Raw genomic sequence first — 22726 nt, forward strand, 5'->3', positions numbered from 1 at the left:
TTATACTAGATAGGTTGCAAAGAAAACAGTACTTTTCTTTTGTGGAAAAGAAGCAACACGATTTTATATCCAGTATATGAAAATACGTCATAAAAAGAAAAGTATAAACTAAGCCCTATAGGGTGGCTTCGCACCACCTTTAGAAAGAAGAATAACGTGAAATTTAATGAATTAAACTTGTCTGCTGATTTGCTAGCAGAGATTGAAAAAGCTGGTTTTGTAGAAGCCAGTCCGATCCAAGAGCAAACTATTCCCTTGGCTCTCGAAGGCAAGGATGTTATCGGTCAAGCTCAGACTGGTACAGGAAAAACTGCAGCCTTTGGCTTGCCTACCCTTGAAAAAATCCGTACAGAAGAGGCGACCATCCAAGCCTTGGTTATCGCTCCAACTCGTGAACTCGCTGTCCAAAGTCAAGAAGAACTCTTCCGCTTTGGTCGTAGTAAGGGAGTCAAAGTCCGTTCAGTATATGGCGGATCAAGCATTGAAAAACAAATTAAGGCTCTTAAATCTGGTGCCCATATCGTGGTGGGAACTCCAGGTCGCCTCTTGGACTTGATTAAACGCAAGGCCTTGAAATTACAAGATATTGAAACTCTTATCCTTGACGAAGCGGATGAAATGCTCAACATGGGCTTCTTAGAAGACATCGAAGCCATCATCTCTCGTGTCCCTGAAAGCCGTCAAACCTTGCTTTTCTCAGCAACTATGCCAGATGCCATCAAACGTATCGGTGTTCAGTTTATGAAAGAACCTGAGCATGTCAAGATTGCGGCTAAGGAATTGACAACAGAATTGGTTGACCAATACTATATCCGAGTTAAAGAACAAGAAAAATTTGATACCATGACTCGTCTCATGGATGTGGAGCAGCCTGAGCTTGCTATCGTATTTGGGCGTACAAAACGCCGTGTAGATGAATTGACTCGTGGTTTGAAAATCCGTGGCTTCCGTGCAGAAGGAATTCATGGAGATCTAGACCAAAACAAACGTCTTCGTGTCCTTCGTGACTTCAAAAACGGTAATCTCGATGTTTTGGTTGCAACAGACGTGGCAGCGCGTGGCTTGGATATTTCAGGTGTGACCCATGTCTATAACTACGATATTCCACAAGATCCTGAAAGTTATGTTCACCGTATCGGTCGTACAGGTCGTGCTGGTAAGTCAGGTCAGTCTATTACTTTCGTATCACCAAATGAAATGGGCTACCTTCAAATCATTGAAAACTTGACTAAGAAACGTATGAAAGGTCTCAAACCTGCAAGTGCAGAAGAAGCTTTCCAAGCTAAAAAACAAGTGGCTCTTAAGAAAATCGAACGTGATTTTGCAGATGAGACTATCCGTGCCAACTTTGAGAAATTTGGTAAGGATGCTCGTAAGCTAGCTGCCGAATTTACTCCAGAAGAATTGGCAATGTATATCTTGAGTCTGACTGTTCAAGACCCAGATAGTCTTCCTGAAGTGGAGATTGCACGTGAAAAACCACTGCCATTTAAACCATCAGGTAATGGCTTCGGTGGTAAAGCTAAGGGAGGTCGTGGAGGCCGTCGTGGGGACGACCGTCGAGACCGTGATCGCCGTGGTGATTTCAAAAAAGGAAGTCGTGGCAATGATCGTTTTGATAAGGAAAAACGTTATCGTAAGGATAATAAAAAACCACGCAATACTTCAAGCGAAAAGCAAACAGGCTTTGTTATTCGTAACAAGGGCGATAAATAAGAAAAAGCGGTTCAAAATGAATCGCTTTTTTATATAAGGAGACCGAATGGAAAAATAAAGATAAATAATATATATTATCTTCTTGTAATATTATATTACACAAAAATAGGGAGCTTGTCAATAGAAAAGAAGCAATTTAATTAAAAATATTCTTGTTTTTTTTAAATTGCAATTAAATAAGCAATTTTCAGATAATAATTGAAAATTCAAGCTGTTTATGTTATAATGATAGCGATTAAATTCGAGGTGAAAAATGGCACATTTATTAGAAAAAACTAGAAAAATTACTTCTATCCTGAAGCGCTCAGAGGAGCAGTTGCAGGAAGAACTTCCATACAATGCGATTACCCGTCAATTGGCAGATATTATTGACTGTAACGCCTGTATCGTCAATAGCAAGGGACGTCTCCTTGGTTATTTCATGCGTTACAAAACCAATACAGATCGTGTAGAGCAGTTCTTCCAAACTAAGATTTTCCCAGATGACTACATTCAAGGTGCGAATATGATCTACGATACAGAAGCCAATCTGACAGTTGATCATGATTTGAGTATTTTCCCTGTGGAAAGTCGTGCCGACTTTCCAGATGGTTTGACGACCATTGCACCGATTCATGTATCAGGGATTCGTCTTGGTTCTTTGATTATTTGGCGAAATGATAAAAAATTCGAAGACGAGGACTTGATTCTTGTTGAGATTGCGAGTACCGTTGTTGGGATTCAGCTTCTTAACTTCCAACGAGAAGAAGATGAGAAAAATATACGTCGCCGTACTGCCGTCACCATGGCAGTCAACACCCTTTCTTATTCCGAACTCCGTGCTGTTTCAGCAATTTTAGGGGAATTAAATGGAAATGAAGGGCAGTTGACTGCGTCTGTGATTGCAGACCGTATCGGAATCACCCGTTCTGTGATTGTCAATGCCCTTCGTAAACTTGAGTCTGCGGGGATTATTGAAAGTCGCTCACTTGGAATGAAGGGAACCTATCTTAAGGTCTTGATTTCAGATATTTTTGAAGAAGTGAAGAAAAGAGATTACTAATGACTAAGGCTTTAATTTCGATTGATTATACAGAAGATTTTGTTGCTGATAGTGGGAAGCTGACAGCAGGCGCCCCAGCTCAAGCAATTTCAGATGCCATTAGCAAGGTGACTCGGTTAGCTTTTGAACGAGGAGATTACATCTTCTTTACCATTGATGCTCACGAAGAAAACGATTGTTTTCATCCAGAAAGTAAACTATTTCCTCCTCATAATTTGATTGGGACTAGTGGACGGAATTTATACGGAGATTTGGGGACCTTTTATCAAGAACATGGTTCAGACAGTCGTGTCTTTTGGATGGATAAACGCCATTACTCAGCTTTTTCAGGGACTGACCTGGATATCCGTTTGAGAGAGCGGAGATTGTCTACCGTTATCTTAACAGGTGTCTTGACGGATATCTGTGTCCTACATACAGCTATAGATGCCTATAATCTAGGATATGACATTGAGATTGTTAAACCAGCTGTTGCTTCCATCTGGCCTGAAAATCATCAATTTGCCCTAGGTCATTTCAAAAATACACTTGGAGCTAAGTTGGTAGATGAAAATCTAAATGAAATTTCAGAGTAATTTGGTTGATGAAATGAAAAAATTTGAAAAAAGTGTTGACAAGCATCCCAAAAGTTGATATACTAGTAAAGTAATCGACGCGGGGATGGCGGAATTGGCAGACGCGCAGGACTAAGGATCCTGTGACCGCTTTAGGTCGTGAGGGTTCAAGTCCCTCTCTCCGCATAGGATAAGAGTTAGCTGAGGCTAGCTCTTTTTTTCATCTAGTTAAAGTAGAGCAAAAAAATTTTTGCTCTTTTTTCGTATTTCATAAACATTTCATATTTGGGTTTTATAATAGTCTTACAAATATGGAGGTGACAAATGAATCCAATCCAAAGAGCTTGGGCTTATGTCAGCAGAAAACGACTGAGAAGTTTTATTTTATTTCTGATTTTGTTGGTCCTATTGGCCGGAATTTCAGCCTGTTTGACGCTGATGAAGTCCAACACAACAGTGGAAACCAATCTTTACAAATCACTCAATACCTCTTTTTCTATTAAGAAGATAGAAAATGGTCAGACCTTCAAGTTGTCAGACTTATCATCTGTAAGCAAGATTAAGGGACTGGAAAATGTATCTCCTGAACTTGAGACGGTCGCAAAGCTGAAAGATAAGGAAGCGGTGAGTGGCGAGCAGAGCGTGGAGCGAGATGATTTGTCAGCTGCGGATAAGAATTTGGTTAGCTTAACGGCTCTTGAAGATTCATCCAAGGATGTTACCTTTACCAGTTCGGCTTTCAACTTAAAAGAAGGGCGACACCTTCAAAAAGGGGATTCCAAGAAAATCTTGATCCACGAAGAGCTGGCTAAGAAGAATAGTCTTTCGCTTCATGACAAGATTGGCTTATATGCTGGACAGTCAGAATCTGGCAAAGGACAAACAGTGGAGTTTGAGATTGTCGGCATCTTCTCTGGTAAAAAACAAGAGAAATTCACAGGCTTGTCTTCTGACTTCAGTGAAAACCAGGTCTTTACAGACTATGAAAGTAGCCAAATCCTTTTGGGAAATAGTGAAGCTCAAGTCACTGCAGCCCGCTTCTATGTAGAAAATCCTAAGGAAATGGACGGACTCATGAAGCAGGTAGAAAACTTGTCTTTGGAAAATCAAGGCTATCAAGTCGAAAAGGAAAGCAAGGCTTTTGAACAAATCAAAGACTCAGTTGCTACCTTCCAAACCTTCCTGACCATCTTCCTTTATGGGATGTTGATAGCTGGAGCTGGAGCCTTAATTTTGGTCTTGTCTCTTTGGTTGAGAGAAAGGGTTTACGAAGTGGGAATCCTTCTGGCACTTGGAAAAGGCAAGAGCTCGATCTTCCTACAATTCTGTTTAGAGGTGGTTTTGGTATCTATCGGTGCTTTGCTTCCGGCATTTGTTGCAGGAAACGCCATTACATCCTATCTGCTCCAATCTGTCCTAGCAAGTGGAGATCAGGCAAGCTTACAAGATACACTAGCTAAAGCAAGCAGTCTATCAACTAATATCCTATCATTTGCAGAATCCTATGTTTTTCTAGTTCTGCTTAGTTGCTTATCTGTAGCCCTTTGTTTCCTATTCTTATTTAGAAAATCACCTAAAGAAATTTTATCATCTATTAGTTAAGAAGGAGAAATCATGACTTTATTACAATTACAAGACCTTACCTACCGTTATAAGAACACTGCTGAAGCAGTCCTATATCAGATCAATTATAATTTTGAACCCGGGAAATTTTACAGTATTATTGGGGAGTCAGGAGCAGGAAAATCCACTCTCTTGTCCCTACTTGCTGGTCTAGATAGTCCTGTTGAAGGTTCTATCCTTTTCCAAGGAGAGGACATTCGTAAGAAGGGCTATTCTTACCATCGCATGCACCATATTTCCCTGGTCTTTCAAAATTATAACTTGATAGATTATCTTTCTCCACTGGAAAATATCCGCTTGGTCAATAAAAAGGCAAGCAAGGATACACTGCTTGAGCTTGGTTTGGATGAAAGTCAGATCAAGCGGAATGTTCTCCAGTTATCAGGTGGTCAACAGCAACGTGTTGCCATTGCTCGTAGTTTGGTCTCAGAAGCTCCAGTCATTCTAGCAGATGAGCCAACAGGAAATCTGGACCCTAAAACTGCTGGAGATATTGTCGAACTGCTCAAATCACTTGCCCAGAAAACAGGTAAATGTGTCATTGTCGTAACCCACAGTAAAGAAGTGGCACAAGCGTCAGATGTTACACTTGAGTTGAAAGATAAGAAACTGACTGAAACTCGCAATACTACTAAATAATATGAGCTTATTTTGATAGAATTATTAAATCAAATCTAGAAAGGGAACCTATGTTACACAACGCATTTGCCTATGTTACAAGGAAGTTTTTCAAATCGATTGTTATCTTCCTGATTATTCTCCTCATGGCGAGCTTGAGTTTGGTCGGCTTGTCGATCAAGGGAGCTACTGCCAAGGCTTCTCAGGAGACCTTTAAAAATATCACCAATAGCTTCTCCATGCAAATCAATCGTCGCGTCAATCAAGGAACACCACGTGGTGCTGGGAATATTAAGGGTGAGGACATCAAAAAAATCACCGAAAACAAGGCCATCGAGTCTTATGTTAAACGCATCAACGCTATCGGAGATTTGACTGGATATGAACTCATCGAAACGCCAGAAACCAAGAAGAATCTGACACCTGACCGTGCTAAACATTTTGGAAGTAGCTTGATGATTACAGGTGTCAATGATTCCTCTAAAGAAGACAAGTTTGTCTCCGGTTCTTATAAGCTGGTCGAAGGTGAGCACCTAACCAACGACGATAAGGACAAGATCCTCATGCACAAGGACTTGGCAGCCAAACACGGCTGGAAAGTCGGAGATAAGGTCAAACTAGACTCCAATATCTATGATGCAGACAATGAAAAAGGGGCCAAGGAAACAGTCGAAGTGACAATCAAGGGACTCTTTGATGGTCACAATAAGTCGGCAGTAACCTACTCGCAAGAACTCTATGAAAACACAGCTATTACAGACATCCATACGGCTGCTAAACTATATGGTTATACAGAAGAAACGGCTATTTATGGGGATGCAACCTTCTTTGTAACAGCGGACAAGAACTTGGATGATGTCATGAAAGAGTTGAATGGCATCAGCGGTATCAACTGGAAGAGCTATACACTCGTTAAGAGCTCCTCTAACTACCCAGCTCTTGAGCAATCCATCTCTGGTATGTACAAGATGGCTAATCTCCTCTTCTGGGGTAGCCTGAGCTTCTCAGTCCTTCTCCTTGCCCTCTTGCTTAGTCTTTGGATCAACGCCCGTCGCAAGGAAGTGGGAATTCTCCTCTCTATCGGTCTCAAGCAGGTAAGTATCTTGGGGCAATTCATCACCGAATCCGTCTTGATTGCCATCCCTGCTCTTGTTTCTGCTTATTTCTTAGCTAACTACACAGCGCGTGCAATCGGAAATACTGTTCTTGCCAATGTCACTTCAGGTGTTGCCAAGCAAGCCAGCAAGGCAGCTCAAGCCTCTAACCTTGGTGGTGGTGCAGAAGTAGATGGCTTTAGCAAGACCTTGTCGAGCCTAGACATTTCCATTCAGACATCAGACTTTATCATCGTCTTTGTCCTTGCCTTGGTTCTAGTGGTTCTCGTTATGGCGCTTGCTTCAAGCAATCTCCTTAGAAAACAACCAAAAGAGCTCTTGCTCGATAGCGAATAACAAACTTGCTACCTATTCTCCCCTAAATGGGGTATAATATAGGTAGCATTTTTATCTATTTCATCTTGATAAGGCCTCTTCCTTTCAGGATGAAACTGAGCTGATTTATAAGAAATTTAAAGGAATGTGAAAGATTTTTCTATGAAAATTTTAATTGTAGAAGATGAAGAGATGATCCGTGAGGGGGTCAGTGATTATTTGACGGATTGTGGTTATGAAACCATTGAGGCTACAGATGGGCAAGAAGCCTTAGAAAAATTTTCCAGCTATGAAGTAGCCTTGGTTTTACTGGATATCCAGATGCCCAAGCTCAATGGTCTAGAAGTGCTAGCTGAGATTCGCAAAACCAGCCAGGTCCCTGTCTTGATGTTGACCGCCTTTCAAGATGAAGAATACAAGATGAGTGCTTTTGCCTCTCTGGCAGATGGCTATCTGGAAAAGCCCTTCTCCCTCTCCCTCTTAAAAGTGAGGGTAGATGCGATTTTCAAGCGCTATTATGATACGGGACGAATCTTCTCTTATAAGGATGCCAAGGTGGATTTTGAGAGCTACAGTGCAAGCTTAGCAGGAGAAGAAGTGGCCATCAATGCTAAAGAGTTGGAAATTCTGGATTATCTGGTAAAAAATGAAGGAAGGGCCTTGACCCGATCTCAGATAATCGATGCGGTCTGGAAGGCGACAGATGAGGTTCCCTTTGACCGTGTTATTGATGTCTATATCAAGGAATTGCGGAAAAAGCTAGATTTGGACTGCATCCTCACTGTGCGCAATGTTGGTTATAAATTGGAGCGAAAATGAAACGAACAGGTTTGTTTACAAAGATATTTATCTATACCTTCTCGATTTTTAGTGTTCTGGTTATCTGTCTTCATTTAGCCATTTATTTTCTCTTTCCCTCGACTTATCTGAGCCACCGTCAGGAAACCATTGGTCAGAAGGCAACAGCCATTGCTCAGTCCCTAGAAGGGAAGGATAGGCAGAGTATCGAGCAAGTCTTAGACCTGTATTCCCAGACCAGTGATATCAAGGGAGCAGTCAAGGGAGAGATGACTGAGGACAAGTTAGAAGTCAAGGAAAGTCTTCCTCTGGACACGGACCGACAGACCACCTCCCTCTTTATCGAGGAGCGCGAGGTGAAAACGCAAGATGGTGGCACCATGACTATCCAGTTTATAGCGTCCATGGACTTGCAAAAGGAAGCGGAGCAAATCAGTCTCCAGTTTCTCCCCTATACCTTGTTGGCATCATTTTTGATTTCTCTCTTGGTGGCCTACATCTATGCTCGGACCATTGTTGCCCCAATTTTGGAAATCAAGCGGGTGACCCGACGGATGATGGATTTGGATGCCCAAGTGCGATTGCGCGTGGATTCTAAGGATGAGATTGGTGATCTCAAGGAACAAATCAATAGCCTCTACCAGCATCTTTTGACTGTTATTGCGGACTTGCATGACAAGAATGAAGCCATTCTCCAGCTGGAGAAGATGAAGGTCGAATTCCTACGAGGGGCTTCCCATGAATTGAAAACTCCTCTGGCTAGTTTGAAAATTCTGATTGAAAACATGAAAGAAAATATCGGCCGCTATAAGGCTAGAGACCACTATCTGGGAGTTGCCTTGGGGATTGTGGATGAACTCAATCACCATGTTCTCCAGATACTTTCTCTCTCGTCTGTGCAGGAATTACGAGATGATAGGGAAACAATAGACCTCCTCCAGATGACGCAAAGTCTGGTTAAGGGTTATGCTTTACTAGCCAAGGAAAGAGAACTCCAGATTGATAATAGTTTGAACCATCAGCAGGCTTATCTAAATCCATCTGTGATGAAGTTGATTCTTTCTAACCTCATCAGCAATGCTATCAAGCACTCCACTCTAGGTGGCTTGGTTCGAATTGGTGAAAGAGAAGGGGAACTTTTTATCGAGAATAGCTGTAGTCCTGAAGAACAAGAAAAACTGGCCCAGTCTTTTTCTGATAATGCTAGTCGCAAGGCCAAGGGGTCTGGGATGGGGCTCTTTGTTGTTAAAAGTTTATTAGAACATGAAAAATTAGCTTATCGTTTTGAAATGCAGGAGAATCGTTTAACTTTCTTCATAGCTTTTCCAAAAGTTGCCCAAGACTAGGCAGAGAAAGGGTTTACATAGATGAAGCTAGAAGAAATTCAATTGAAACTGCGGGAAAAACTAGATTTTTTTGTCAAAAAGTGATAAAATGAACAATGTAAATGGGATGACCCATAAAAATATACAGGAGGCCTGATAAAATGGCAATCGTTTCAGCAGAAAAATTTGTCCAAGCAGCTCGTGACAACGGTTATGCAGTTGGTGGATTTAACACAAACAACCTTGAGTGGACTCAAGCTATCTTGCGCGCAGCAGAAGCTAAAAAAGCTCCAGTTTTGATCCAAACTTCAATGGGTGCTGCTAAATACATGGGTGGTTACAAAGTTGCTCGCAACTTGATCGCTAACCTTGTTGAATCAATGGGTATCACTGTACCAGTAGCTATCCACCTTGACCACGGTCACTACGAAGATGCACTTGAGTGTATCGAAGTTGGTTACACTTCAATCATGTTTGACGGTTCACACCTTCCAGTTGAAGAAAACCTTAAATTGGCTAAAGACGTTGTTGAAAAAGCACACGCTAAAGGTATCTCAGTAGAAGCTGAAGTTGGTACTATCGGTGGTGAAGAAGACGGAATCATCGGTAAAGGTGAATTGGCTCCAATCGAAGACGCTAAAGCAATGGTTGAAACTGGTATCGACTTCTTGGCAGCTGGTATCGGTAACATCCACGGTCCTTACCCAGCAAACTGGGAAGGTCTTGACCTTGACCACTTGCAAAAATTGACTGAAGCTCTTCCAGGATTCCCAATCGTATTGCACGGTGGATCAGGTATTCCTGATGAGCAAATCCAAGCAGCTATCAAACTTGGTGTTGCGAAAGTTAACGTTAACACTGAATGCCAAATCGCATTCGCTAACGCAACTCGTAAATTTGCTCGTGACTACGAAGCAAACGAAGCAGAATACGACAAGAAAAAACTCTTTGACCCACGTAAATTCTTGGCTGACGGTGTAAAAGCTATCCAAGCATCAGTTGAAGAACGTATCGACGTATTCGGTTCAGAAGGTAAAGCTTAATCTAGCTGAACAATACAAATCAGAACCTGCCCATTGGGTGGGTTTTTTGGTGTTTGAATATATAGCGAATATACTGTAGATGAAGCAATCTTAAGTTGCTAAAAGGACTTATTTTTTGTACAATAATGCTATGAAAATACTGAAAAAATGGTTTCTTGGCTTTCTTAGTTTCATTCTTTTGTTTCTAGTGGCTACATTCATCTTTCACCGTATCAGTTTAGAAAAGGAACAAGCCTCACTGACACCTATGGGACAACAAGTTCTCGTCGATGGACATCAAATGAATGTTTACGTTGAAGGGAATGGTCCTGAGACTATAGTAGTTCTCTCAGGTGCTGGTATTGCTTCTCCTATATTGGACTTTAAAGAAGTATCGGAATCCTTATCGAAACGGTATAAGGTAGTCATCGTGGAGCGAGCAGGATATGGTTATAGTGATGATAGCAATCATTCAAGAGATGTGATGGAGGTTTTGTCTGAGACGCGTCAAGCTCTTTCACAAGCAAATGTCAAAGGTCCTTTTATCATTTTGTCTCATTCCATGGCTAGTCTTGAGAGTTTAGCTTGGCAGGAAAAATATCCTGATGAAGTGAAAACCTTGGTTGGGTTAGATTGGGCACTGCCAGCTAGTTATGAGAATTTAAAGCAAAATCAGGCCTTAATCACTGTGGCATATTGGAGTAGCAAGATTGGTTTATTACGCTACTTCCCTGAGTCCTTCTATATAAAAAATTCAACTCTTACTGAAAATGAACGAAAACAATATAAACTTCTAGCTTATAAGCAGTTGATGTCACAAGCTATGCTAAATGAATCTCGTTTAGTAAAGGAAAATGCCAAGAAAGTTCCTTTAAACATTAATCCGAAAATTCCAGCCTTACTAATGGTTTCTAATGGTGATGGTACTAGCTTTAGCCAATCAGAATGGCAGCATTTTGCAGAGGAATTTGCAAGTGACCAGCCTAATGTTCAAGTTGTGTATGTTGATGTGACTCATGATCTCTACCATTATCAAAGTAATGAAATAGTTTCTCAGCTTGAAGATTTTTTAAAGAGTAATTGAGGGGTTAGAAATCTATTTATGCTGATGATAATAATTAAATGCTAAAGGAATAACAGTGGAATCGTGAATCTTTTCGATTAAAAAAATTCTTTTTCTTACGCACTAACCTACCCATTGGGTGGGTTTTTTGGTGTTTTAAGGAGACTATCAAACCAGAATTTTTGATTCAAAAGTATTATTTTAAGAGTGAAATCTCTAATTTCATAATCTGTAGGCAAACGCTTGCATTATATTTTTTATTGGACTATAATAGGTTGGTATAAAGCCTTCTGTAATAATGAGAAGGTGTAGAAAGTAAGGATTTAGAATATTTGTAGTTAATAATAAAATATTGTATTCCTTACCGTAGGGAGATAGATATGGCAATGATAGAAGTGGAACATCTTCAGAAAAATTTTGTGAAGACAGTTAAGGAACCGGGTTTGAAGGGGGCTTTGCGCTCCTTTATTCATCCTGAAAAGCAGACCTTTGAAGCGGTCAAGGATTTGACCTTTGAGGTGCCAAAGGGTCAGATTTTAGGTTTTATTGGTGCCAATGGTGCTGGGAAGTCGACAACCATCAAAATGCTGACAGGGATTTTGAAACCGACATCTGGTTTTTGTCGGATTAACGGCAAGATTCCGCAGGACAATCGCCAAGATTATGTCAAGGATATTGGGGTTGTTTTTGGACAACGGACCCAGCTATGGTGGGATTTGGCTCTGCAAGAGACCTACACGGTCTTGAAAGAGATTTACGATGTGCCAGACTCGCTCTTTCATAAGCGCATGGATTTTTTAAATGAAGTCTTGGATTTGAAGGACTTTATCAAGGATCCCGTGCGGACTCTTTCACTTGGTCAACGGATGCGGGCGGATATTGCGGCTTCCTTGCTCCACAATCCTAAGGTTCTATTTTTAGATGAGCCGACCATTGGTCTGGATGTGTCGGTCAAGGATAACATTCGTCGGGCCATTACTCAGATTAATCAGGAGGAAGAAACAACTATTCTTTTGACCACTCACGACCTGAGTGATATTGAGCAACTTTGTGATCGGATTTTTATGATTGACAAGGGGCAGGAGATTTTTGATGGAACGGTGAACCAGCTAAAGGAAACCTTTGGCAAGATGAAGACTCTATCCTTTGAATTGATGCCAGGGCAAAGTCATCTCGTCTCTCACTATGAAGGCTTTTCGGATATGAGCATTGATAGACAGGGGAATAGTCTCAACATTGAATTCGATAGTTCTCGCTACCAGTCGGCGGACATTATCAAGCAAACTCTGTCTGATTTTGAAATCCGCGATTTGAAGATGGTGGATACGGATATCGAGGATATTATCCGTCGCTTCTACCGAAAGGAGCTCTAAGATGGTCAAATTGTGGAGACGATATAAACCCTTTATCAATGCAGGTGTTCAGGAATTAATCACCTATCGAGTCAACTTTATTCTCTATCGGATAGGTGATGTCATGGGGGCTTTTGTGGCTTTTTATCTTTGGAAGGCTGTCTTTGATTCCTCACAAGAGTCTTTGATTCAGGGATTCAGCATGGCAGATATCACCCTCTACATCATCATGAGTTTTGTGACCAATCTTCTGACTAGGTCTGATAGCTCCTTTATGATTGGGGAGGAGGTCAAGGATGGTTCCATTATCATGCGTTTGTTGAGACCAGTGCATTTTGCGGCTTCCTATCTCTTTACCGAGCTGGGTTCTAAGTGGTTGATTTTTATCAGCGTAGGACTGCCATTTTTAAGTGTCATTGTTTTGATAAAAATCATATCTGGGCAAGGGATTGTAGATGTGCTGGGATTAACTGTCCTTTATCTTTTTAGCTTAACGCTGGCCTATCTGATTAACTTTTTCTTTAATATCTGTTTTGGTTTTTCAGCCTTTGTGTTTAAAAATCTTTGGGGTTCCAATCTACTCAAGACTTCCATAGTGGCATTTATGTCTGGCAGTTTGATTCCCTTGGCATTCTTTCCAAAGGTGGTTTCAGATATTCTGTCCTTCTTGCCTTTTTCATCCTTGATTTACACTCCAGTTATGATTATTGTTGGGAAATACGATGCCAGTCAGATTCTTCAGGCGCTCGCTTTGCAGTTTTTCTGGCTCTTAGTGATGGTGGGCTTGTCTCAGTTGATTTGGAAACGAGTCCAGTCCTTTATCACCATTCAAGGAGGTTAGTATGAAAAAATATCAGCGTATGCATCTGATTTTTATCAGACAATATATCAAGCAAATCATGGAATACAAGGTGGATTTTGTGGTTGGTGTGCTGGGAGTTTTTCTAACTCAAGGCTTGAACCTCTTGTTTCTCAATGTCATTTTTCAACACATTCCATCACTAGAAGGTTGGACTTTTCAAGAAATCGCCTTTATCTATGGATTTTCCTTGATTCCCAAGGGACTGGACCATCTCTTTTTTGACAATCTCTGGGCGCTAGGGCAACGCTTGGTGCGAAAAGGTGAGTTTGACAAGTATCTGACTCGTCCTATCAATCCTCTCTTTCACATCCTGGTTGAGACCTTTCAAATTGATGCCTTGGGCGAACTATTGGTCGGTGGAATTTTACTAGCGACAACAGTATCAAGCATTGCTTGGACTCTTCCAAAATTCTTGCTTTTCCTAGTCTGTATTCCTTTTGCGACCTTGATTTATACTTCCTTGAAAATCGCGACAGCCAGCATCGCTTTTTGGACCAAGCAGTCAGGCGCTATGATTTACATTTTCTATATGTTTAATGATTTTGCCAAGTATCCGATTTCTATTTACAATTCAGCTCTTCGTTGGTTGATTAGCTTTATCGTGCCTTTTGCCTTTACGGCCTACTATCCTGCTAGCTATTTCTTGCAGGACAAGGATGTACTCTTTAACATCGGAGGTTTGATGTTAATTTCCCTCATCTTCTTTGTCATTTCCCTTAAACTTTGGGATAGGGGCTTAGATGCCTATGAAAGTGCGGGTTCTTAGCATAGATATCATCAAAGCCTTGTCTCAGGCCAGGCTTTTTCTAATAGAGATAAAAATTCTTTGACCTCTATTCTCAGAGTGCTATACTGTATGTGTAATCGCCGATTTTGCTCAGTTGGTAGAGCAAGGCACTCGTAAAGCCTAGGTTATAGGTAGATAAACGACTGAGGATTTGAAAAAATAGATATGTAGAAGATAACCGTTAAGTCTTATTCTTAGCGGTTTTTTATATTGTTTAATAGCGCTGATATTTCATCAATGATGTTTGACTTTGTGATGTTGCTAGTTCTTTAAGTTGATTGCTACTATTTTTGATGGTATGAATGTTCTGATAATGTACCCCAGCTAACTACGAAAGTTTTTGATTCTATATTTTTAACGTGTGTTAAAAAATAAATTAATGTATATTAATTTTTCTTGACTTAAAAATTTTTAATTGATATACTATTTTCAGAGAGTTAACAATTATATATAAATGCACTACTCTATTTCCTAGATAATACTTAGTAAAACTTTTTATAACAAAGGCTAGCAAAGTTAAAGTTTTCTATCTATTGGAATTTAAATAAATATGTAAGGAATTAAAATGAAAAAAAGTACAGTATTGTCATTAACCACAGCTGCAGTTATTTTAGCAGCATATGTCCCTAACGAGGGAATCCTAGCAGACACATCTAGCTCTGAAGATGCTTTAAATATCTCTGATAAAGAAAAAGTAGTAGGTAAACAAAACGAAAACAAAGAAAAACTTGAAGATATTCATAATGTTATAGAAACTTCAAAGGATACTGAAGAGAAGAAAACAACGGTTATTGAGGAAAAAGAAGTTGTTAGTAAAGAATCTGCGATAGATAACAAAACTAGCAATGAAGAAGAAAAAATCAAAGAAGATTCCAATCCATCCCAAGAAGATAAAGCGGACTCATCTGCAAGTAAAGACCCAGAAAATCTCAAAAAAGAGGATAAACTTGTCTATATTGCTGAATTTAAAGATAAAGAATCTGGAGAAAAAGCAATCAAGGAATTATCTAATCTTAAGGATACAAAAGTTTTATATACTTATGATACGGTTTTTAATGGTGTTGCAATAGAAACAACTCCAGATAATCTGGACAAAATTAAACTAATAGAAGGTATCTCATCGGTTGAACGATCACAAAAAGTCCAGCCAATGATGAATCATGCTAGAAAGGAAATTGGAGTTGAAGAGGCAATTGATTACCTAAAATCTATCAATGCTCCATTTGGTAAAAATTTTGATGGTAGAGGTATGGTCATTTCAAATATCGATACCGGGACAGATTATAGGCATAAGGCCATGAGGATTGATGATGATGCTAAAGGCTCAATGAGATTCAAAAAAGAAGACTTAAAAGGTACTGATAAAAATTTCTGGTTGAGTGATAAAATCCCTCATGCTTTCAATTATTATAATGGTGGTAAAATTACTGTAGAAAAAGCTGATGATGGAAGCGATTATTTTGATCCACATGGAATGCATATTGCAGGGATTCTTGCGGGAAATGATACTGAAAAAGATATTAAAAACTTTAACGGAATAGATGGAATTGCTCCTAATGCACAGATCTTCTCTTATAAAATGTACTCTGACGCAGGATCTGGCTTCGCAGGAGATGAAACAATGTTTCATGCTATTGAAGATTCGATCAAACACAATGTCGATGTTGTTTCAGTATCATCTGGCTTTACAGGAACAGGTCTTGTAGGTGAGAAATATTGGGAAGCTATTAGAGCGTTAAGAAAAGCAGGCATTCCAATGGTTGTAGCTACGGGTAACTATGCGACTTCTGCTTCAAGTTCTTCATGGGATTTAGTGGCAAATAATAATCTGAAAATGACAGATACTGGAAATGTAACGCGAACTGCAGCACATGAAGATGCGATAGCGGTCGCTTCTGCTAAAAATCAGACAGTTGAGTTTGATAAAGTCAACATAGGTGGAGAAAATTTTAAATACAGAAATATAGGGGCCTTTTTCGATAAGAATAAAATCACAACAAATGAAGACGGTTCAAAAGCTCCTAGTAAATTAAATTTTGTATATATAGGCAAGGGTCAAGACCAAGATTTGATAGGATTGGATCTTAAGGGCAAAATTGCAGTAATGGATCGAATTTATACCAAGGATTTAAAAAATGCTTTTAAACGAGCTACGGATAAGGGCGCACGCGCCATTATGGTTGTAAATACTGTCAATTACTACAATAGAGATAATTGGACAGAGCTTCCAGCCATGGGATATGAAGCGGATGAAGGGACTAAAAGTCAAGTATTTTCAATTTCAGGAGATGATGGTGTAAAGTTATGGAACATGATTAATCCTGATAAAAAAACTGAGGTTAAAAGAAATAGTAAGGAAGATTTCAAAGATAAATTGGAGCAATACTATCCAATTGATATGGCAAGCTATAATTCTAATAAACCGAATGTAGGTGACGAAAAAGAGATTGACTTTAAGTTTGCACCTGACACAGACAAAGAATTGTATAAAGAAGATGTCATCGTTCCAGCAGGATCCACATCTTGGGGACCAAGAATAGATTTACTTTTAAAACCCGATGTTTCAGCACCTGGTAAAAACATTAAATCTACTCTCAATGTCATTAATGGGAAATCAACTTATGGCTATATGTCAGGAACTAGTATGGCAACTCCAATCGTAGCAGCTTCTACTGTTTTGATTAGACCGAAGTTAAAGGAAATGCTTGAAAGACCTGTATTGAAAAATCTTGAGGGAGATGACAAAATAGATCTTACAAGTCTTACAAAAATTGCTCTACAAAATACTGCGCGACCGATGATGGATGCAACGTCTTGGAAAGAAAAAAGTCAATACTTTGCATCACCTAGACAACAGGGAGCAGGGCTAATTAATGTGGCCAATGCTTTGAGAAATGAAGTTGTAGCGACTTTCAAAAACAAGGATTCTAAAGGTTTGGTAAACTCTTATGGTTCTATTTCTCTTAAAGAAATAAAAGGAGAAGAAAAATATTTTACAATTAAGCTTCACAATACATCAAACAGACCTTTAACCTTTAAAGTTTCAGCATCAGCGATAACTACAGATGCTCTAACTGATAGACTAAAACTGGATGAAACATATAAAGACGAAAAATCTCCAGATGGGAAGCAAATTGTTCCAGAAATCCACCCAGAAAAAGTCAAAGGAGCAAATATCACATTTGAGCATGATACTTTTACCATAGGAGCAAATTCTAGCTTTGATTTAAATGCGGTTATAAACGTTGGGGAAGCAAAAAACAAAAATAAATTCGTAGAATCATTTATTCATTTTGAGTCAGTGGAAGAAATGGAAGCTCTAAACTCCAATGGGAAGAAAACAAATTTCCAACCTTCTTTATCAATGCCTCTAATGGGATTTGCTGGGGATTGGAACAAAGAACCAATCCTTGATAAATGGGCCTGGGAAGAAGGTTCAAAATCAAAAACAATGGAAGGTTATGATGATGATGGTAAACCAAAAATTCCAGGAACCTTAAATAAGGGAATTGGTGGAGAACATGGTATAGATAAATTTAATCCAGCAGGAGTTATACAAAATAGAAAAGATAAAAATACAACATCACTAGATCAAAATCCAGAATTATTTGCTTTCAATAACGAAGGGATCAACGCACCATCATCAAGTGGTTCTAATATTGCTAAAATTTATCCTTTAGATTCAAATGGAAATCCTCAAGATGCTCAACTTGAGAGAGGATTAACACCTTCTCCACTTGTATTAAGAAGTGCAGAAGAAGGAATGATTTCAATAGTAAATACAAATAAAGAGGGAGAAAATCAAAGAGACTTAAAAGTCATTTCGAGAGAACACTTTGTTAAAGGAATTTTAAACTCTAAAAGAAATGATGCAAAGGGAATCAAATCTTCTAAGCTAAAAGTTTGGGGCGACTTGAAATGGGATGGACTCATCTATAATCCTAGAGGGAAAGAAGAAAATGCACCAGAAAGCAAGGATACCAAAGATCCAGCTACTAGGATAAGAGGTCAATTTGAACCGATTGCGGAAGGTCAATATTTCTATAAATTTAAATATAGATTAACTAAAGATTACCCATGGCAGGTTTCCTATATTCCTGTAAAAATTGATAACACAGCTCCTAAGATTGTTTCAATTGATTTTTCAAACCCTGAAAAAATTAAGTTGATTACAAAGGATACTTATCACAAGGTAAAAGATCAATACAAGAATGAAACCCTATTTGCGAGAGATCAGAAAGAACATCCTGAAAAATTTGACGAGATTGCAAACGAAGTTTGGTATGCCGGCGCCGCTCTGGTTAATGAAGATGGAGAAGTTGAGAAAAATCTTGAAGTAACTTATGCAGGTGAGGGTCAAGGAAGAAATAGGAAACTTGACAAAGACGGAAATACCATTTATGAAATTAATGGTGCAGGAGATTTAAGAGGAAAAATCATTGAAGTCATTGCACTAGATGGCTCTAGCAATTTCACAAAGATTCATAGAATTAAATTTGCTGATCATGCTGATGAAAAGGGGATGATTTCCTATTATCTAGTAGATCCTGATCAAGATTCATCTAAATACCAAAAACTTGGCGAGATTGCCGAATCTAAATTTAAAAATTTAGAAAATAGAAAAGAGGATAGTCTTAAAAAAGATACAACTGAAGTAGAACATCATCAAGAAAATGAAGAATCTATCGAAGAAAAATCTAGCTTGACTATTCATAAAACGATTTCAACAATTAGAGAGTTTGAAAGTAAAGACTTGAAGAAACTCATTAAAAAGAAATTTAGAGAAGTTGATGACTTTACAAGTGAAACTGGTAAGAGGACAGAAGAATACGATTATAAATACGATGATAAGGGAAATATCATTGCTTATGACGATGGTAGTGCCTTAGAATATGAAACTGAAAAACTTGACGAAATAAAATCAAAAATTTATGGTGTTCTAAGCCCGTCTAAAGATGGACACTTTGAAATTCTTGGAAAGATAAGTAATGTTTCTAAAAATGCCAAGGTATATTATGGAAATAATTATAAATCTATAGAAATCAAAACGACCAAGTATGATTCCCACTCAAAAACGATGACATTTGATTTATACGCTAATATTAATGATATTGTGGATGGATTAGCTTTTGCAGGAGATATGAGATTCTTTGTTAAAGATGATGATCAGATAAAAGCCGAAACGAAGATTAGAATGCCTGAAAAAAATAAGGAAACTAAAACAGAATATCCCTATGCATCAAGTTATGGGAATGTAATAGAATTAGGAGAAGGAGATCTTTCAAAAAATAAACCAAACAATTTAACTGAAATGGAATCTGGTAAAATCTATTCTGATTCAGAAAAACAACAATATCTATTAAAGGATAATATCATTCTGAGAAAAGGCTATGCACTAAAAGTGACTACCTATAATCCTGGAAAAACGGATATGTTAGAAGGAAATGGAGTCTATAGCAAGGAAGATATAGCAAAAATACAAAAGGCCAATCCTAATCTAAGAGCCTTATCAGAAAAAATAATTTATGCTGATAGTAGAAATGTTGAAGATGGAAGAAGTACTCAATCAGTATTAATGTCGGCTTTGGACGGCTTTAACATTGTAAGGTATCAAGTGTTTAGATTTAAAATGAACGATAAAGGGGAGGCAATCGATAAAGATGGAAATCTTGTAACAGATCCTTCTAAACTTGTATTATTCGGTAAAGATGATAAAGAGTACACTGGAGAGGATAAGTCCAATGTAGAAGCTATAAAAGAAGATGGCTCTACGTTATTTATTGATGCAAAACCAGTAAACCTTTCAATGGACAAGAACTACTTTAATCCATCTAAATCTAATAAAATTTATGTACGAAATCCAGAATTTTATTTAAGAGGTAAGATTTCTGATAAGGGTGGTTTTAACTGGGAGTTGAGAGTTAATGAATCTGTTGTAGATAATTATTTAATCTACGGAGATTTACACATTGATAACACTAGAGATTTTAACGTTAAGCTTAATGTTAAAGACGGTGACATCATGGACTGGGGAATGAAAGACTATAAAGCAAACGGATTCCCAGATAAGGTAACAGATATGGATGGAAATGTTTATCTTCAAACTGGCTATAGCGATTTGAATGCGAAAGCGGTTGGAGTACACTATCAATTTTTATATGATAATGTTAAACCAGAAGTAAACATTGATCCTAAGGGAAATACTAGTATTGAATATGCTGATGGAAAATCTATTGTCTTTAACATCAATGATAAAAGAAGTAATGGATTCGATGGTGAGATTCAAGACAAACATATTTATGTAAATGGAAAAGAATACAAATCATTTGATGATATTAAACAACTAACAGATAAGACACTAAACATTAAGATTCTTGTAAAAGATTTTGCAAGAAATACGACCGTAAAAGAATTCATTTTAAACAAAGATACGGGAGAGGTGAGCGAATTAAAACCTCAGATGGTAACTGTGACCATTCAAAATGGAAAAGAAATGAGTTCTAAGATAGTGTCGGAAGAAGATTTCATTTTACCTGTCTATGAGGGTGAATTAGAAAAAGGCTATCAATTTGATGGCTGGGAAATTTCTGGTGTCGAAGGGAAAAAAGATGCTGGTTATGTTATTAATCTATCAAAAGATACCCTTATAAAACCTGTATTCAAGAAAATAGAGGAGAAAAAGGAAGAGGAAAATAAACCTACTTTTGATGTATCCAAAAAGAAAGATAAGGTGCAAGCAAATCATAATCAATTAGATGAAAGTCACAGAAAAGAGGATTTACAAAGAGAAAATCATTCACACAAATCTGATTCAACTAAAGATGTCAAAACTACAGTTCCTGTACAAGTAAATTATAGTCAATTAGATGAAAGTCAAAGATCTGATTCAACTAAGGATGTTACAGCTACAGTTCCTGATAAAAATGATAAAAACTTTGAAAATAAGAAAGAAGTTTATCTTAATGAACCAGAGAATATAGCTAATAAACATACCAATATTGATAGTAAATCAACTACTAACAATGATAGGTTGCCAAAAACCGGAACAGTTAGCGAAGTCTTCACGTCATTAGTTGCCGGAATAATGTTTACTGTAGGTGCATTTCTTGGATTGAAGAAAAAAGATCAAGATTAAGAAAAAGCTATAGAAAAATGGTTTGTGTACTGAGATTAGATAGTGTGATGATGAAACAATTTTGTGAAAATAGCTATTTATAACTCAATTATTTAGTTTACTTTACTATTGATACTCTTTTTGGATTTATTAATGGACTTAGTTTCGACAACTAATGAATTGATTGCGAGGGTTAGTATTGACAATATTGGTCACATTGATTAGAAAATATAGTCTATCAAAATTTAAAGGCTAATAGAGGTGATGAGACAATTTCAAGGAATTAAGTAGCGTTTGGTTGCTTAATTCCTTTTTATTTGGAAGGAAGTTTTTTACCTGATTCCTTATTTTATCGCTATTATTCAACCACTTAGACCGATATAGAGACCAGATAGGCAAAAGAACTTGTTCTTGAAATTTACCTCTGCTATAATGATTTGTGTAAGGGACGTGAGGTATCAATATCAGATAACTCAAGTTCCTAAAAAAGAAATTGGAGATAAAGAAATGAAAAAATTATTGGGGCTTGTATTTTTAGTAGCAGCAGCGACAGTAGTGTATTTTGGTTCTGTTGGCTGGCCAAGTTTGGACATTAACCTCTGGTCATTGATTCCGGTAGGCTTGTTCCTCTTTTTCACTCTAGAGAATCTTTTGAAAAAGGATTACAAGGCTAGTCTGATGTGTTTGATTATTGCCTTTATTATTGCGAATGCAATTTTGGACCTTTTGCCAATTTCAAGTGGCTTGGTGATTGGAGCAGGTGTGCTAGCTTGTGTAGGTATTGGCTATCTATTTCCTGATAAAGAAGGAAAATAATACTCTTCGAAAATCTCTTCAAACTACGTCAGCTTCCATTTGAAACCTCAAAACAGTGTTTTGAGCTGACTTCGTCAGTTCTATCTACAACCTAAAAGCAGTGCTTTGAGCAACCTGCGGCTAGCTTCCTAGTTTGCTTTTTGATTTTCATTGAGTATAAGAATTATTAAAAAAGATATAAAGAAAAAAACACTTCAATCATTGTATTTTAGTTTGATTGAGGTGTTTTCGATTTAGTTTTTTATTTCTGAGCCATCAATTCAACAATCATCTCGATATACATAACAAGGGTTAATAAGAATCCTGCACGCCAGAAGAATTTGATGAATTTAGGATAGTAAAAGCTACGTTTTTTCAGAAGGAAGAAAAAAACGAGAATAATGGCTAGGAGTGAGAGGGCTAGGCCCAGTCTAGGGAGGAAATTATGGGTAAAGGTTTTAGCTGTAATAAGGTAATATTCAAATACCAAGACTGGAAAAGCCAAATCCGCAAAATTTCGTCCTAGTTTTTTTAATCTAAAAAGTTTGGTTATGATAATGCAGACGACCAAGGTCAGTATCAATAATAAAATAGATGCTAATTTCATTAAAATCATACCCATATT

Annotated in this window: 16 protein-coding genes and 1 tRNA gene; 16 read left to right on the plus strand and 1 reads right to left on the minus strand. The window is 38.1% G+C overall.

What is annotated here, in order from left to right:
* The first annotated feature begins 156 nt into the window (after positions 1–156).
* The 16 genes from O3636_RS09230 to O3636_RS09305 all read left to right on the plus strand — a co-directional run bounded on the left by O3636_RS09230 (position 157) and on the right by O3636_RS09305 (position 22122).
* Complete coding sequence (locus O3636_RS09230) at positions 157–1716, plus strand: DEAD/DEAH box helicase (protein WP_261013170.1); 1560 nt, start codon at positions 157–159, stop codon at positions 1714–1716.
* A gap of 253 nt (positions 1717–1969) precedes the next feature.
* Positions 1970–2758 (plus strand): GTP-sensing pleiotropic transcriptional regulator CodY, encoded by a 789-nt coding sequence (gene codY / locus O3636_RS09235; RefSeq protein WP_000940738.1) that lies wholly within the window; start codon positions 1970–1972, stop codon positions 2756–2758.
* Complete coding sequence (locus tag O3636_RS09240; protein ID WP_371642802.1) at positions 2758–3333, plus strand: cysteine hydrolase family protein; 576 nt, start codon at positions 2758–2760, stop codon at positions 3331–3333. Before codY ends, O3636_RS09240 begins: the two co-directional genes overlap by 1 nt.
* A gap of 79 nt (positions 3334–3412) precedes the next feature.
* Positions 3413–3498, plus strand: a tRNA-Leu gene (locus O3636_RS09245).
* Between the two features lie 138 nt (positions 3499–3636).
* Positions 3637–4914, plus strand: coding sequence for an ABC transporter permease (locus tag O3636_RS09250; RefSeq protein WP_371642804.1), 1278 nt, complete (start codon positions 3637–3639; stop codon positions 4912–4914).
* Positions 4915–4926: 12 nt separating this feature from the next.
* Entirely contained in the window at positions 4927–5574 is a 648-nt protein-coding gene (vex2, locus tag O3636_RS09255) for an ABC transporter ATP-binding subunit Vex2 (RefSeq protein WP_371642806.1), read from the plus strand.
* A gap of 50 nt (positions 5575–5624) precedes the next feature.
* The gene (gene vex3, locus O3636_RS09260; protein WP_371642808.1) at positions 5625–7004 is read left to right on the plus strand and encodes an ABC transporter permease subunit Vex3; all 1380 of its coding nucleotides are present in this window, start codon (positions 5625–5627) and stop codon (positions 7002–7004) included.
* 141 nt (positions 7005–7145) lie between these two features.
* A complete protein-coding gene (gene vncR / locus O3636_RS09265) occupies positions 7146–7802 on the plus strand; it encodes a response regulator transcription factor VncR (RefSeq protein ID WP_371642810.1) in 657 nt (218 codons plus the stop codon).
* Positions 7799–9127, plus strand: coding sequence for a sensor histidine kinase VncS (gene vncS, locus O3636_RS09270; RefSeq protein ID WP_371642812.1), 1329 nt, complete (start codon positions 7799–7801; stop codon positions 9125–9127). Before vncR ends, vncS begins: the two co-directional genes overlap by 4 nt.
* 140 nt (positions 9128–9267) lie before the next feature.
* A complete protein-coding gene (locus O3636_RS09275) occupies positions 9268–10149 on the plus strand; it encodes a class II fructose-bisphosphate aldolase (RefSeq protein WP_001018997.1) in 882 nt (293 codons plus the stop codon).
* A 130-nt stretch (positions 10150–10279) separates the two neighbouring features.
* Positions 10280–11212 (plus strand): alpha/beta hydrolase, encoded by a 933-nt coding sequence (locus O3636_RS09280; RefSeq protein WP_371642814.1) that lies wholly within the window; start codon positions 10280–10282, stop codon positions 11210–11212.
* A gap of 359 nt (positions 11213–11571) precedes the next feature.
* Positions 11572–12564 carry an ATP-binding cassette domain-containing protein gene (locus tag O3636_RS09285; RefSeq protein ID WP_371642816.1) on the plus strand — a complete coding sequence of 331 codons (993 nt, stop codon included), beginning with the start codon at positions 11572–11574 and terminating at the stop codon, positions 12562–12564.
* 1 nt (position 12565) lies between these two features.
* Positions 12566–13384, plus strand: a complete 819-nt coding sequence (locus O3636_RS09290; RefSeq protein ID WP_371642818.1) for an ABC transporter permease — start codon at positions 12566–12568, stop codon at positions 13382–13384.
* A gap of 1 nt (position 13385) precedes the next feature.
* The gene (locus O3636_RS09295; RefSeq protein WP_371642820.1) at positions 13386–14171 is read left to right on the plus strand and encodes an ABC transporter permease; all 786 of its coding nucleotides are present in this window, start codon (positions 13386–13388) and stop codon (positions 14169–14171) included.
* 586 nt (positions 14172–14757) lie between these two features.
* On the plus strand, positions 14758–21327 hold the full coding sequence (locus O3636_RS09300) for a S8 family serine peptidase (RefSeq protein ID WP_371642822.1): 6570 nt from the start codon (positions 14758–14760) through the stop codon (positions 21325–21327).
* Positions 21328–21813: 486 nt separating this feature from the next.
* Positions 21814–22122 carry a hypothetical protein gene (locus O3636_RS09305; protein WP_000734667.1) on the plus strand — a complete coding sequence of 103 codons (309 nt, stop codon included), beginning with the start codon at positions 21814–21816 and terminating at the stop codon, positions 22120–22122.
* A gap of 241 nt (positions 22123–22363) precedes the next feature.
* Here the strand turns inward: O3636_RS09305 and O3636_RS09310 are convergent, their stop codons facing one another.
* Positions 22364–22723 carry a DUF3397 family protein gene (locus tag O3636_RS09310; RefSeq protein WP_004242853.1) on the minus strand — a complete coding sequence of 120 codons (360 nt, stop codon included), beginning with the start codon at positions 22721–22723 and terminating at the stop codon, positions 22364–22366.
* Between the last annotated feature and the right edge of the window lie 3 nt (positions 22724–22726).

Origin of the sequence: Streptococcus sp. 27098_8_76 (assembly GCF_041432315.1) — a bacterium.
Classification (GTDB): domain Bacteria; phylum Bacillota; class Bacilli; order Lactobacillales; family Streptococcaceae; genus Streptococcus.